This is a genomic window from Microbacterium sp. NPDC019599, assembly GCF_040632175.1.
Lineage (GTDB): Bacteria > Actinomycetota > Actinomycetes > Actinomycetales > Microbacteriaceae > Microbacterium.
In genome coordinates this window covers 431,022-444,774 of record NZ_JBEYBL010000002.1, presented here as the reverse complement: position 1 = coordinate 444,774, position 13,753 = coordinate 431,022, and the positions used below count along the sequence as shown (strand labels likewise).

General features: G+C 70.1%; 13 protein-coding genes and 1 tRNA gene. 12 read left to right on the top strand and 2 right to left on the bottom strand.

The annotated features are described in order from the left end of the window. Positions 1-83: 83 nt before the first annotated feature. On the bottom strand, positions 84-1,619 hold the full coding sequence (locus ABZ477_RS05470) for a PucR family transcriptional regulator (protein ID WP_360129056.1): 1,536 nt from the start codon (positions 1,617-1,619) through the stop codon (positions 84-86). Positions 1,620-1,723: 104 nt separating this feature from the next. On the opposite strand from ABZ477_RS05470, the gene gabT reads away from it, so the two are divergent. From gabT to ABZ477_RS05410, 12 genes are all read left to right on the top strand, one after another. Further along, complete coding sequence (gene gabT / locus ABZ477_RS05465) at positions 1,724-3,082, top strand: 4-aminobutyrate--2-oxoglutarate transaminase (protein ID WP_360129053.1); 1,359 nt, start codon at positions 1,724-1,726, stop codon at positions 3,080-3,082. A gap of 82 nt (positions 3,083-3,164) precedes the next feature. Beyond that, positions 3,165-4,523 (top strand): NAD(P)/FAD-dependent oxidoreductase, encoded by a 1,359-nt coding sequence (locus ABZ477_RS05460; protein WP_360129050.1) that lies wholly within the window; start codon positions 3,165-3,167, stop codon positions 4,521-4,523. Continuing rightward, entirely contained in the window at positions 4,520-5,410 is an 891-nt protein-coding gene (locus tag ABZ477_RS05455) for a universal stress protein (protein WP_360129047.1), read from the top strand. The genes ABZ477_RS05460 and ABZ477_RS05455 overlap by 4 nt, the downstream gene beginning before the upstream one ends. Then, positions 5,407-6,981, top strand: a complete 1,575-nt coding sequence (locus tag ABZ477_RS05450; RefSeq protein ID WP_360129044.1) for an APC family permease — start codon at positions 5,407-5,409, stop codon at positions 6,979-6,981. Before ABZ477_RS05455 ends, ABZ477_RS05450 begins: the two co-directional genes overlap by 4 nt. A 22-nt stretch (positions 6,982-7,003) precedes the next feature. Continuing rightward, complete coding sequence (locus ABZ477_RS05445) at positions 7,004-8,365, top strand: NAD-dependent succinate-semialdehyde dehydrogenase (protein WP_360129041.1); 1,362 nt, start codon at positions 7,004-7,006, stop codon at positions 8,363-8,365. 190 nt (positions 8,366-8,555) lie between these two features. Next, positions 8,556-9,002 (top strand): pyridoxamine 5'-phosphate oxidase family protein, encoded by a 447-nt coding sequence (locus tag ABZ477_RS05440; RefSeq protein WP_360129038.1) that lies wholly within the window; start codon positions 8,556-8,558, stop codon positions 9,000-9,002. A 163-nt stretch (positions 9,003-9,165) separates the two neighbouring features. Continuing rightward, positions 9,166-9,238: transfer RNA gene (locus ABZ477_RS05435), tRNA-Trp, on the top strand. 45 nt (positions 9,239-9,283) lie between these two features. Further along, on the top strand, positions 9,284-9,562 hold the full coding sequence (secE, locus tag ABZ477_RS05430; RefSeq protein ID WP_360129035.1) for a preprotein translocase subunit SecE: 279 nt from the start codon (positions 9,284-9,286) through the stop codon (positions 9,560-9,562). 64 nt (positions 9,563-9,626) lie between these two features. Continuing rightward, positions 9,627-10,664, top strand: coding sequence for a transcription termination/antitermination protein NusG (gene nusG, locus ABZ477_RS05425; protein ID WP_360129032.1), 1,038 nt, complete (start codon positions 9,627-9,629; stop codon positions 10,662-10,664). 206 nt (positions 10,665-10,870) lie between these two features. After that, positions 10,871-11,302 (top strand): 50S ribosomal protein L11, encoded by a 432-nt coding sequence (rplK, locus tag ABZ477_RS05420; RefSeq protein ID WP_360129029.1) that lies wholly within the window; start codon positions 10,871-10,873, stop codon positions 11,300-11,302. Between the two features lie 14 nt (positions 11,303-11,316). Beyond that, entirely contained in the window at positions 11,317-12,006 is a 690-nt protein-coding gene (rplA, locus tag ABZ477_RS05415; protein ID WP_360129026.1) for a 50S ribosomal protein L1, read from the top strand. 226 nt (positions 12,007-12,232) lie between these two features. Then, a complete protein-coding gene (locus ABZ477_RS05410) occupies positions 12,233-13,279 on the top strand; it encodes a nitronate monooxygenase (protein WP_360129023.1) in 1,047 nt (348 codons plus the stop codon). Between the two features lie 188 nt (positions 13,280-13,467). On the opposite strand, the gene ABZ477_RS05405 is transcribed toward ABZ477_RS05410, so the two are convergent. Next, positions 13,468-13,743 carry an acylphosphatase gene (locus ABZ477_RS05405; protein ID WP_360129020.1) on the bottom strand — a complete coding sequence of 92 codons (276 nt, stop codon included), beginning with the start codon at positions 13,741-13,743 and terminating at the stop codon, positions 13,468-13,470. Positions 13,744-13,753: the final 10 nt, after the last annotated feature.

The following is a 13,753-nucleotide window of genomic DNA, read 5'->3' as shown; positions in this document are numbered from 1 at the left end:
CCCCGACACGCCGCGACGCGGGGCTGCACGGCCGCGATCTTGAGGAGTTCGTGCCTGGCGAGCGCTGCGCGCCGCCGGAGCCGTCAGCCGCCCCGCGACACCTGGAGCGCCGCCCAGAGGTCCGCGCGGGCGGCGAACGAGGCGAGGTCGGTGCCCAGCAGCCGCTGGGCGAGCCCGATGCGGGCCCGCACCGTGTGCCGGTGCACGCCCAGGGCCGTGGCCGCGGCGTCGATGCGGGCATCCTGCTCGAGCCACATCCGCACCGTCTCGACGAGCGCCGTGCCCTCGCGCTCGTCGTGCTCGCGCAGGGGCGCCAGTCGCGCCGCGGCGAGCGAGCGCGCCGCCTCCGAGTCGAGCGCTGAAAGGACACCGGATGCCGCGATCTCGCGGAAGCGCGTGATCGGCGCAGCACCCCGGCGCAGAGCCGTGACCGCCTGCGCGTGCGCGTCGCCGAACTCCGCGTAGGGCACCGGCTCGGAGAGCCCGATACGGGACTGGAAGCGCTCCACCAGCTCCGTGAAGATCTCCTCGTCGCGGCTCACGACGACCATCGAATCCTCCGCGCGCCCATGGAACACCGCGCCCCGCGTCTCGGAGGCGCGCAGGGCGAGCCACTCCGCGACGGCGTCTGAACGTGCGGTCGCGGCATCCGTCACCCCCACGAGGACCGGCGCGGAGGGAAAGCCGCCCCACAGGTCCCTCGAGATGCGGCGGGCGAGGACCGGATCGCCGGCCAGCAGCGAGTGAACGAGCCCGGCCCGCAGGACGGAGTGCGCGCGCGCGAGGCTCTGCTGCTGCTCGAGCGCGAGGCCGGCCATCGCGACGACGGAGGTCACGACGCCGCGCCCCTCCTGGTCCAGCTCACCGGCGGCGATCGCGATGACCCCGCGGAGGTGACCGCCGCGGCCGAGGGTCTGCATCGTGAAGGGGGAGTCGCCGATGCGCAGCGACGATCCCGCCCGCGCGCCGCGACGGAGCACGGCGCCGACCTCGTCCGCGAGCTCTTCGAGCATGGGCTCCTCGAGGGCTCCCGCCGGATGCTCGCGGCTGAGGACGCCCGCTGCGTCGAAGAGCCCGACCCAGGTGTCCAGCTGGCGCGACAGCTCGGCGAGGGTCGCCCCGAGGCCGTCCGGGCGCAGCGCCGCGAGGGCGATCGCGCGCTGGGCCGCGAGCGCCCAGCTGCGCCGCGCGTACGCCTGCGCCGCGATCGTCTCGGCGTTGGCGCGAGCGACGGCGATGAACGGCGTGCGGTACGGCACCTCGAAGAGCGGCATCCGCTCGTTCCGGCACGCTTCGGCCAGCGCAGGCGGGATGCCGTCCCGCACGACTTCCGTGCCGAACCCGAGTCCCACGACTCCGCGCGCGACGAGGCGGTGGACGTACGCCGCGATCTCCGCGGATTCGTCCTCGACGTCGAGGAACTGCGTGCCCGTCGTCAGCAGAGCGAGCCCTTCCGAGAGGAAGGGCGTGGGGTCGGCGAGATCCGTGCTGTGCACCCAGCGCACGGGCTGGTCGAGCGCGCCCGCCTCGAGCTCGGCTTCGTCCCCCTCCAGGCGGAGGTGCAGCTCGCGCCGGCGCAGGAGGGCGCGCAGCGTCGGAGCCTCGGATGCGGCATCCATGGGACCTCCCGAGGGCGACGGCTGTACCGGGCGTACAGGCGGCGGATCAGAATGTACACCGCGGAGAGTGCGAGCGCCGCATCCCGATCCATACGCTCCTCAGCATGACCGCCATCGATACCGTCACCGCAACGCCGCTGGGCGGCCCGTCGCTGCCTCAGGAGCGTCGTCTCGTCACGTCCATTCCGGGACCTCGATCGCAGCAGCTCCTCGAGCGCAAGGCGGCCGCGGTCGCAGCCGGTGTCGGACACACGGCGCCCATCGAGGCCGTCGCCGCCGGCGGGGGAGTCGTCGTCGACGCCGACGGCAACTCGCTCATCGACCTCGGCTCGGGCATCGCCGTCACATCGCTCGGCAACGCCCACCCTCGCGTCGTCGAAGCGGTCCGGGCCCAGGCCGCGCAGTTCACGCACACGTGCTTCATGGTCTCGCCGTACGAGTCGTATGTCGCGGTCGCCGAGGCGCTCAACCGGGTGACCCCGGGTGACCACGTCAAGAAGAGCGCCCTGTTCAACTCGGGCGCCGAGGCCGTCGAGAACGCGGTGAAGATCGCCCGCAAGTTCACGAAGAAGCAGGCGGTCGTCGCCTTCGACCACGGCTACCACGGCCGCACGAACCTCACGATGGCCCTCACTGCCAAGTCGATGCCGTACAAGAGCGGCTTCGGCCCGTTCGCGTCGGAGATCTACCGCGCGCCCCTGTCGTACCCGTACCGCGACGGCCTGACCGGACCCGAGGCGGCGAAGAAGGCCATCTCGATCATCGAGAAGCAGGTCGGCGCCGACAACCTCGCCGCCGTCATCATCGAGCCCATCCAGGGCGAAGGCGGCTTCATCGTCCCGGCCGACGGCTTCCTCAATGCTGTCGTCGACTGGTGCCGCGCCAACGGCGTCGTCTTCATCGCCGACGAGATCCAGACCGGCTTCGCCCGCACGGGCGCCATGTTCGCGTCCGAGCGCTTCGGCATCGTCCCCGACCTCATCACGACCGCGAAGGGCATCGCCGCGGGTCTTCCGCTCGCCGCCGTCACGGGTCGCGCCGAGATCATGGATGCCGCCCACGCCGGCGGTCTCGGCGGCACCTACGGCGGCAACCCGATCGCGTGCGCCGCGGCCCTCGCCGCGATCGACGCGTACGAGACCGAGGGCCTCGTCGAGCGCGCGAACGAGATCGGCGCCATCCTCACGTCGCGCCTGACCGAGATCCAGTCCGCCGACCCGCGGATCGGAGACGTGCGCGGCCACGGCGCCATGATCGCCGCCGAGTTCGTCGACCCGGAGACGGGCGAGCCCGACGCGGCGCTGACCGGCGCCGTCGCGAAGGCCTGCATCGCGCAGGGCGTCATCGTCCTGACGTGCGGCACGTACGGGAACGTGATCCGTTTCCTGCCGCCGCTCACGATTCCGGACGCACTGCTCCACGAGGGCATCGACGTCGTCGCGGCCGCGCTGGCCGCAGCCTGACCTCGCAGTCGACGGGCCCGGTGGGGGGATACCGGGCCCGTCGTCCGTGAGAGCAATCCCCATCTCGAGCAAAGGAGCAGAAATGTCGGAGCTGACGCGGGACGTCGTCATCATCGGCGCGGGTGCCGCGGGCCTCACGGCCGCGAACGAGCTGAAGAAGGCGGGCCTGTCGGTCGCGGTCCTCGAGGCGCGTGATCGCGTGGGAGGGCGCCTGTGGACCGACGTCATCGACGGCGCGATGCTCGAGATCGGCGGTCAGTGGGTCTCACCGGATCAGGACGCCCTCATCGAGACGATCGACGAGCTGGGGCTGGAGACCTTCGACCGCTACCGTGAGGGCGACTCGGTCTACGTCGGCCCCGACGGCACGCTGACGCGCTTCACCGGCGACGTCTTCCCGGTCGCTCCCGAGACGGAGCGCATCATCGCGGAGGTCACGGAAGAGCTCGACGCGATGGTCGCCGAGATCGACCCCGACCGCCCGTGGGCGCATCCCAAGGCGGCCGAGTGGGACTCGATCTCGTGGGAGGCGTGGCTGCGCACCAAGACCGATGACGACGAAGCGGTCCGCAACCTCGCGTTCCCGACCGGCTCCGCGATGCTCACCAAGCCCGTCCACGCCTTCTCGCTCCTGCAGTCGCTGCTCATGGCAGCCTCGGCCGGCAGCTACTCGCACCTCGTCGACGCCGACTTCATCCTCGACAAGCGCGTCGTCGGCGGCCTGCAGCAGGTTCCGCTCCTGCTCGCCGAGCGCCTCGGCGACGACGTCTTCCTCGGGTCGCCCGTCCGCACCCTGGAATGGTCGGATACGGGGGTCACAGCGACCACGGACACCCAGACGGTCCGCGCCCGGTACGCGATCCTCGCGCACGCGCCGGTCCTCTACAGCCGCATCCAGTTCGTCCCCGCACTGCCGCGCCGACAGCATCAGCTGCATCAACATCTGTCGATGGGCTTCGTCATCAAGGTCCACGCCGTCTACGGCCGCCCGTTCTGGCGCGAGCAGGGGCTGTCGGGCACCGCGTTCAGCCCCTACGAGCTGTCGCACGAGGCCTACGACAACACCAACCACGGCGACGAGCGCGGCACGCTCGTCGGCTTCGTGTCCGACCGCAACGCCGACGACGTCTTCACCCTGTCGGCTGAGGAGCGCAAGGAGCGGATCCTCGAGTCGCTCTCGCACTACTACGGTCCGGAGGCCAAGAACCCCGTCGTCTACTACGAGAGCGACTGGGGCAGCGAGGAGTGGACGCGCGGCGCCTACGCCGCGAGCTTCGACCTCGGCGGTCTCCACCGCTATGGCGCCGACCTGCGCACGCCTGTCGGCCCCATCCACTTCGCCTGCAGCGACATGGCCGGCGCCGGCTACCAGCACGTCGACGGCGCCATCCGCATGGGCCGCTTCGTCGCCGCGAACATCCTCGAGGAGGCCCGCGCATGAGCGCCCCCATCGTCGTCGGCTACACCGCCACCGAGGCGGGCGAGGACGCCGTCGCCCTCGGGGCGCGGCTGGCCGCGGCATCCGGATCCGAGCTGTGCATCGTCGTCGTGCTGCCCGCCGACACGCGCAGCGTCATCACTCCGCCCGACGCGAGCTACGACCACTACCTCGAGCAGCAGGCCGCCGAGTGGCTCGCGCGGGCCGCCGCGCAGGCCGGTGACATCGTGCCGGTGCGCACCCTGATCCGCTACGGCGACTCGTTCGCCGAGGGCCTGGGCGACGCGGTCGCCGAGGTCGGCGCGTCGCACCTCGTCGTGGGCGCGGCCAACGGCGGCCTGCGCGGCCGCCACCGTCTCGGCACGGTCGCGAGCGAGCTGCTCCACTCCGCCGAGGTGCCTGTCGTGCTGGCCCCCGAGGGGTCGCGCCGCATCGATCCGAGCGCCGGCATCTCGCGCATCACCGCGGCGATCGGCACCCGGCCCGGCACCGAGGCGCTCCTCCACGCGAGCACGGCGCTCGCCGCCGCGACCGGCGCCGAGCTGCGTCTGCTCTCGCTCGTCTCGGTCGACCTCCCCGCGAGCGTCGACACGGGCGTCATCCGCATCGCGGGCGCGGCCCATGCCGAGGATGTGCTCTCGAAGGCCCTCGCCGAGCTGCCCGACGGCGTCGAGGCCGACGTCGTCGTGGCCCGCGGCGACAGCATCGAGGACGCGGTCTCGCAGCTCAGCTGGGAGCCGGGCGAGCTCGCGATCGTCGGATCGAGCCGCCTCGCGCAGCCGCGTCGGCTCTTCCTCGGCTCGACGGCGGCGAAGATCCTCCACGAGCTCCCCGTTCCCATGGTGGTCGTCCCGAAGACCGCCAAGACCCAGGAAGGAGAGCAGCGATGACTGCTCCCGAAGGCGCGGCAACGCCGCTTGCGCCGACCTCCGGCGAAGACGCCGGCGGCATCTCCAAGAAGGGCCTGAGCGCCGGAACGGTCGGCCTCATCGGCGCGATCGTCATCGGCATCTCCTGCATCGCGCCCGCGTACACCCTGACAGCCGCCCTCGGACCCACGGTCTCGGCCGTGGGCCTCCAGGTGCCCGCGGTCATCCTCGTCGGCTTCATCCCGATGCTGCTCGTCGCCTTCGGCTACCGCGAGCTCAACCGCTCGATGCCCGATGCCGGCACGTCCTTCACATGGGCCGCGCGGGCCTTCGGGCCCTGGATCGGCTGGATGGCCGGCTGGGGGCTCATCGCCGCGACGATCCTGGTCCTGTCGAACCTCGCCGGCATCGCGGTCGAGTTCCTCTTCCTCCTGATCGCGCAGATCACGGGTCAGGAGCAGATCGCCGAGCTCGCCTTCAATCCGTTCATCAATGTCGCGGTGTGTCTGCTCTTCGTGCTCGGCGCGACGTACGTGTCGTACCGCGACATGCAGACGACGCAGAAGCTGCAGTACTTCCTCGTCGGCTTCCAGGTGCTCGTGCTCGTCGTCTTCGCGGGTGCCGCGATCGTCCAGACGCTGGGCGGCAACGCCTTCGACGCGACGGCGTTCAGCTGGCAATGGTTCAACCCGTTCGCGGTCGAGTCGTTCAGCGCGCTCGTCGCGGGGCTCTCGCTGTCGATCTTCATCTTCTGGGGCTGGGACGTCACGCTCACCATGAACGAGGAGACCAAGGACCCCGACAAGACGCCGGGCCGCGCGGCGACCCTGACGGTGCTCATCATCGTCTCGCTCTACCTGCTGCTCTCGGTCGCGCTCATCATGTTCGCGGGCGTCGGCACAGGGGAGTACGGCCTGGGCAACGAGGACATCCAGAGCAACGTCTTCTTCGCCCTCTCCGGCCAGGTGCTCGGCCCGCTCGCGTTCCTCGTGTCGCTCGCCGTGCTGACGAGCTCGGCGTCGTCGCTGCAGTCGACGTTCGTGTCGCCCGCGCGCACGCTCCTGTCGATGGGCCACTACGGCGCGCTGCCGCCGAAGTTCGCGTCGGTGAGCCCGCGGTTCTTCACGCCGGGGTACGCGACGATCGTCTCGGCCGTCGTCGCGGCGGGCTTCTACGCCGTCATGCGGTTCGTGAGCGAGAACGTCCTGTGGGACACGATCCTCTCGCTCGGCATGATGATCTGCTTCTACTACGGCCTCACGGCGTTCGCGTGCGTGTGGTACTTCCGCAAGCAGTGGTTCGACTCCGTGCGGGACTTCTTCTTCAAGCTCCTGTTCCCGCTCGTGGGCGGCGTCATCCTGGCCGTCCTGTTCGTCCAGACGCTCGTGGACTCGATGGACCCCGCCTACGGCAGCGGATCTAACATCGGCGGCCTGGGCCTCGTGTTCATCCTCGGCATCGGAGTCGTCCTGCTCGGCGTCGTGATCATGATCTGGCAGGCGATCAAGCGTCCGGCCTTCTTCCGCGGGCAGACGCTCTCGCTCGACGCTCCGCCCAGCGCCCGCACTGCACGACTGAACGCCTCGAACTGAAAACGATCGGAGAAACCCCCACATGAGCGAATACACCGTCGTCAATCCGGCCACGGGCGAGACCCTCGCGACCTACCCGACGATCACCGACGAGGCGCTGGAGGGCGCCATCGCGTCGGCGGATGCCGCCTACCGCACGTGGCGCAACGTGCCGGTCGCCGAGCGCGCCGCGCGCGTGCGTCGCGCGGCCGAGCTGCACCGCGAGCGTCGCGACGAGCTCGCGGCTCTCATCGTGCGCGAGATGGGCAAGCCGCTGGCCGCCGCGCTCGCCGAGGTCGACTTCGCGGCCGACATCACCGAGTACTACGCCGACCACGCTGACAAGGTCACGGGCGACCAGCCGCTGGACATCGAGGGCGACGGGACGGCCGTCATCCGCCGCTCGCCGCTCGGCGTGCTCCTCGGGATCATGCCGTGGAACTTCCCGTACTACCAGGTCGCCCGCTTCGCGGCGCCGAACATCGTCGTCGGCAACACGATCCTCCTCAAGCACGCTCCGCAGTGCCCCGAGTCGGCCGCGGCGATCGAGGCCGTCTACCGGGACGCGGGACTCGGCGACGGCGTCTACACGAACATCTACGCGACGAACGACCAGGCAGCCGTCGTCATCGCCGACCGCCGCGTGCAGGGCGTCTCGGTCACGGGGTCCGAGCGCGCGGGCGCCGCCGTCGCAGAGATCGCGGGCCGCAACCTCAAGAAGGTCGCGCTCGAGCTCGGCGGCTCCGACCCGTTCATCCTGCTGTCGACCGACGACCTCGACGCGACGGTCCAGTCGGCCGTCGACGCGCGCCTGGACAACACGGGCCAGTCGTGCAACGCCGCCAAGCGGTTCATCGTCGTGGACGGCCTCTACGAGCAGTTCCTCGAGAAGTTCACCGCGGCCATGACGGCGGCGAAGGTCGGCGACCCCACCGAGGAGGACACGGTCCTGGGGCCGCTGTCGTCGCTCACGGCGGCCGAGCGGCTCGCGGAGCAGGTCGACAAGGCCGTCTCGCAGGGAGCGACGCTCGTCGCCGGCGGAACGCGCGACGGCGCGTTCTACGCGCCCACCGTGCTCACGGGCGTCACGAGAGACATGGACGCCTACCGCGAGGAGTTCTTCGGGCCCGTCGGCGTCGTGTATCGCGTGGCGGACGAGGACGAGGCGGTGACGCTCGCGAACGACACGAGCTTCGGTCTCGGGTCGTATGTCTTCACGACCGACGAGGAGCAGGCCGCCCGCATCGCCGACAAGATCGACGCGGGAATGGTCTACGTCAACCTCGTGCTCGCCGACGGCCCCGAGCTGCCCTTCGGCGGCGTCAAGCGCTCCGGCACGTCGCGTGAGCTCGGTCTCCTCGGCGCCGACGAGTTCGTCAACAAGAAACTCATCCGCATCGGCTGATCGCGCCGTCGCGGCGGACGCCTCGATCCCGAGGGAGCGACGGGTCAGCCGCGACGCGCGCGGGTCGCGGGGCGCCGACATCGCGCGTACGACCGGCGTGACAGCATCCGCTCGGTCATTCGGGCGATCTCGACGGCCGCTCGGCCCGACGAGTCTGTCGCGCGCGCTCGCGACGCGTAAGGATGGAGTCGTGAACGACGACACGCAGACGACGAATCCACTGAAGGTGCTCAGCGACGACGAGTGCTGGTCGCTCCTGGCCGGCGACGAGCTGGGGCGCCTCGTGACGCACGTGGGGGACGTGCTCGACATCTTCCCCGTGAACTACGTCGTCGACCGCGGGACGATCGTCTTCCGCACCGCCGAGGGCAGCAAGCTGTTCGAGCTGACGGTCAACGACGAGGTCCTCTTCGAGGTGGACGAGCACACGGACGAGGATGCCTGGAGCGTCGTCGTCCGCGGGCACGCGCGCCGACTGGCGACGTCGGAGGAGGTAGCCGCGGCCGATCGCCTGCCGCTGCAGCCGTGGCTGCCCACCCTGAAATACAACTTCGTGCGCATCGAGCCCACGGCCGTCAGCGGAAGGGCGTTCCGCCGCGGCGCCGAGCCCGAGCGCTACGGCGTCGCCGACTACTGACATGCCCGGGACGTGCGTCGGTTCGCGGGCCGTGAAGGCATGCCGTACACTCGTTGATGCAGTTGAAGTCTGCAATCCTCTGCTGTGCCCGAGTCCCGGGCAAAGCCCCTGAAAGACAGGACACGGCGGAGAAGTGCGGACATCCCGAGGCCTCCGGGTCTCTAGGGCGGTAGCTCAATTGGCAGAGCAGCGGTCTCCAAAACCGCAGGTTGCAGGTTCGATTCCTGTCCGCCCTGCGCGTCAGCGGAAGCTGGCACACGGAAGGTAATCAGGTGGGTTCGATGGTTCAAGACGAGCCGAAGGGCGAAGTCGTCGCCGCGAAGAGCGAGGCGACCGCACCCCGCGAGAAGAAGCCCGGCTTCTTCGCGCGCATTGCGCTCTTCATCCGCCAGGTCTTCGCGGAGCTCCGGAAGGTCGTCACGCCGACGCGCCAGGAGCTCGTGAAGTTCACGGCAGTCGTGCTCGGCTTCGTCGTCGTCATGATGGCGCTCGTGTACGGCCTCGATCTGCTGTTCGTCTGGCTGACGACCATCGTCTTCGGCGTGCCGGCGGGCGCGTAGCTCCCACCTGTGGAGCGACGCGGGTGCCGACAGCGATCGGCCCCACGAAACGGAAGAGAACGAAGTGTCTGAAAGATATGTCGACGACGCCGATTGGGCGACGGCCGCCGAGCAGTCCTCGGAGGACGACGAAGCGCAGGAGGGCAACGTGCTTGCCGCCGAGGAGCGCTCGGTCGAAGCAGCCGAGCACCTGGCCCTGCACGTGGTCGACGAGTCCGATGACGAAGGCCTCGCCGACCTGGACGACATCGACATCGACGACCCCGAGGCGGACGCCATCGTGAACGACGCACTGAACCTGGACGAAGCGGCCGAGACCGAGGCCGCGGCCGAGGTCCTCAACGACTCCATCGCGGAGGAGGCCGCCGAGCGCGTCGCCGCCGCGGCCGACGACGTCGACCCGTACGACGGCCCCGACGTGAACGGCGACCCCGACGCCCCCGTCTTCGACGACGAGTTCATCGGCGACGACGAGGACGAGGACCCGTACGAGGTCTTCCGCACCGAGCTGCGGTCGCTGCCGGGCAAGTGGTACGTCATCCACTCCTACGCCGGCTTCGAGCGCAAGGTGAAGGCCAACATCGAGCAGCGCAAGTCGACGCTCGAGGTCGAAGAGGAGATCTACCAGATCGAGGTCCCGATGGAGGACGTCGTCGAGATCAAGAACGGGCAGCGCAAGATGGTCACGCGCGTCCGGATCCCCGGCTACGTGCTCGTCCGCATGGAGCTCAACGAGGACACCTGGTCCGTCGTCCGCCACACTCCCGGTGTCACCGGCTTCGTGGGCAACGCGCACAACCCGACGCCCCTCCGCTTCGAGGAGGCCTTCAACATGCTGAAGAGCCTCGTCGAGATCAAGGAGACCGCCCCGGCCAAGGCCGGCGCCGCCAAGAAGGGCGCCGCCGCGGCTGCGCGGGTCATCCCCGCCGAGGTCGACTTCGAGGTCGGCGAGACGATCACGATCAAGGAGGGCTCGTTCGCGGGTCTTCCCGGCACGATCAGCGAGATCAAGCCCGAAAGCGGCAAGCTCACGGTCCTCGTCTCGCTCTTCGAGCGCGAGACCCCCGTCGAGCTCAGCTTCGATCAGGTCACGAAGCTCTGAACCACTGAACATCGGGAGGAGCGGATGCTGTCAGCATCCGCTCCTCTCTTTTCACCGGGTGACCGGCGCCTTCCGTTCGAGGCTGGGCGCAGCATCCGGTAGACTTATGCGGTTGCGTGCGTGTCACGCGACGATCCACCACCACTTCCGGGGCGAGCCCGGCCGTGGAAGCGCGCCCCTACAGGGCGCTCGAAAGGAAGAGGAACATGGCACCGAAGAAGAAGGTGACCGGCCTGATCAAGCTCCAGATCAACGCCGGCGCCGCCAACCCGGCCCCGCCGATCGGCCCCGCGCTCGGTCAGCACGGCGTCAACATCATGGAGTTCTGCAAGGCGTACAACGCCGCGACCGAGTCGCAGCGCGGCAACGTCATCCCCGTGGAGATCACCGTCTACGAGGACCGCAGCTTCACGTTCATCCTGAAGACCCCGCCGGCCGCTGAGCTCATCAAGAAGGCTGCGGGCGTCCAGAAGGGCTCGAAGACGCCTCACACGGTCAAGGTCGCGAAGCTCTCGAAGGAGCAGGTCCGCCAGATCGCCGAGACGAAGATGCCCGACCTGAACGCGAACGACATCGAGGCCGCCTCGCTGATCATCGCCGGCACCGCCCGTTCCATGGGCATCACGGTCGAGGACTGAGGGGGATAACCACAATGGCTACGAAGTCCAAGGCCTACCAGGCCGCCGCCGCCAAGATCGCGGCTGACAAGTTCTACACGCCCACCGAGGCCGTCGCCCTGGCGAAGGAGACCGGATCGGCGAAGTTCGACTCGACCGTCGAGGTCGCGCTCAAGCTCTCGGTCGACCCTCGCAAGGCCGACCAGATGGTGCGCGGCACCGTCATCCTCCCGCACGGCACGGGCAAGACCGCCCGCGTCATCGTCTTCGCGACGGGCCCGGCCGCCGAGGCCGCCATCGCCGCAGGCGCTGACGAGGTCGGCGGCGCCGAGCTCATCGAGAAGGTCGCCGGCGGCTGGACCGCGTTCGACGCGGCCGTCGCGACGCCCGAACTCATGGGCCAGGTCGGCCGTCTCGGCAAGGTGCTCGGCCCCCGCGGCCTCATGCCCAACCCGAAGACCGGCACCGTGACGCCCAACCCGGCCAAGGCCGTCGAGGAGATCAAGGGCGGCAAGATCGAGTTCCGCGTCGACAAGCACGCCAACGTGCACTTCGTCGTCGGCAAGGCCTCGTTCTCGGCTGACCAGCTCAACGAGAACCTGCACGCCGCGCTCGAGGAGATCGTCCGCCTCAAGCCGTCGAGCTCGAAGGGCCGCTATATCCAGAAGGGCGCCGTGTCGACCACGTTCGGCCCCGGCATCCCGCTGGACGTCAACGCTCTCTGATCCACGGATCTTCGAAGGGGCTCCGCCGCAAGGCGGGGCCCCTTCTGCGTTCCGGCGTCGCGCGCCGTGCGGACAACGTCGCCGTGTCGCGTGCACAACGTCGCCGATCGGAGGCGTCTGCACGGTTCCGGATGCCGACGCGCGGCGTGTCGAGTCGATTCAGCGACGTTGTGCTCAAGCCGTCACACAAGAGCCCGCGACGACGGGCGCGAGTAGCGTCGTGGGCGTGACAGAGCGACTGCAGGACGTGTTCGGGATCGACGAGCCGATCGTGCTCGGACCGTTCGGCGGGCTCTCGTCCGTCGAGCTGACGACATCGGTGAGCGAGCTCGGCGGCCTCGGGTCGTACGGGCTGTACGGCTACACGCGGGAGCGCATCCACGACACGATCGCGCAGCTGCGTGCCGCGACCGACAAGCCGTTCGCGGTGAACCTCTGGCTCCCGACGGGCGACGAGGTGATTCCCTCGGATGTCGATCTCGAGCCGTCGCTCGCGGCGCTCTCGCCGCTGTTCGAGGCTGCGGGCGTCGCGGCGCCCACTCCACTTGCCGCATTCCTGCCGTTCATCCAGGATCAGCTCGACGCCGTGCTCGAGGCGGCGCCCGCCGTGCTCAGCGTCGTCTTCGGCGTGCCGGATGCCGCGCTCGTCGACGCGGCGCGGGGGCGCGGCATCCGGATCATCGGTACCGCGACGACCGTCGCCGAGGCGCGCGCTCTCGACAAGGCCGAAGTCGACGCGATCGTCGCGACGGGCGCCGAGGCCGCGGGGCATCGTGTGTCGTGGCTGCGCCCCGCGGAGGACTCGCTCGTCGGCACCTTCGCCCTCGTGCCCCAGGTCGTCGACGCCGTGGGCGTGCCCGTCATCGCGGCGGGCGGGATCGCGGACCGCCGCGGTGTCGCAGCCGCCTTCGCGCTCGGCGCGTCCGGCGTGCAGGTGGGGACGGCGTTCCTGCGCACGCGTCAGTCCGCCGCGACCGACGCGCATCGCGCGGCGATCGCGCGCGCCAGTGACACCGACACCGTCCTCACGCGGGCCATGAGCGGGAGGCTGGCGCGCGGCATCCCGAACCGCACGATGCGCACGATCGAGACGGCGGGGATCATCGCGCCGTTCCCCGCGCAGAACTGGCTCACCGGCGTCTTCCGGGCAGCGGCCGCAAGAAGTGGCGACGGCGACCTGCTGTCGCTGTGGGCGGGGCAGGCGTCGGCGCTCGCTGTCCGGGACGACGCCGCCGAGGTCTTCGCGGAGCTTGCGGCGGGCGTTCCCCGCTGACCGCGATGCCAGAAGTTGTGGCATCTCGACGGCGGGATGCGCGATCTTCTGGCGTCTCGCCGCGGAGCTCGCGGCGGGCGTTCCCCGCTGAGCCCGATGCCAGAAGTTGTGGCATCTCGACGGCGGGAAGCCCGATCTTCTGGCGTCTCGCCGCGGACGCACGCCCGGCACGAGCCGCGCTCGACCGGTCAGGCGCTGCCGCGGACCTGGAAGCCGCGCTCGCCGGTGGGCTCGGCATCCGAGACCGACGCGTTGGCGACGACCGACCCGGGAGGTCCCTGGGCCATCCAGGCGAGGACCTCGTCGACCTGCTCGTCCGTGCCCTCGACCTCGGCCTCGACCGTCCCGTCGCGGCGGTTGCGCACCCAGCCCGCGACCCCCGCCTCCATCGCGACGATCCGCATCGTGTAGCGGTAGCCGACGCCCTGGACGTCACCCGAGACGACGACGTGCACGCGCTTCATGCCTCTATCG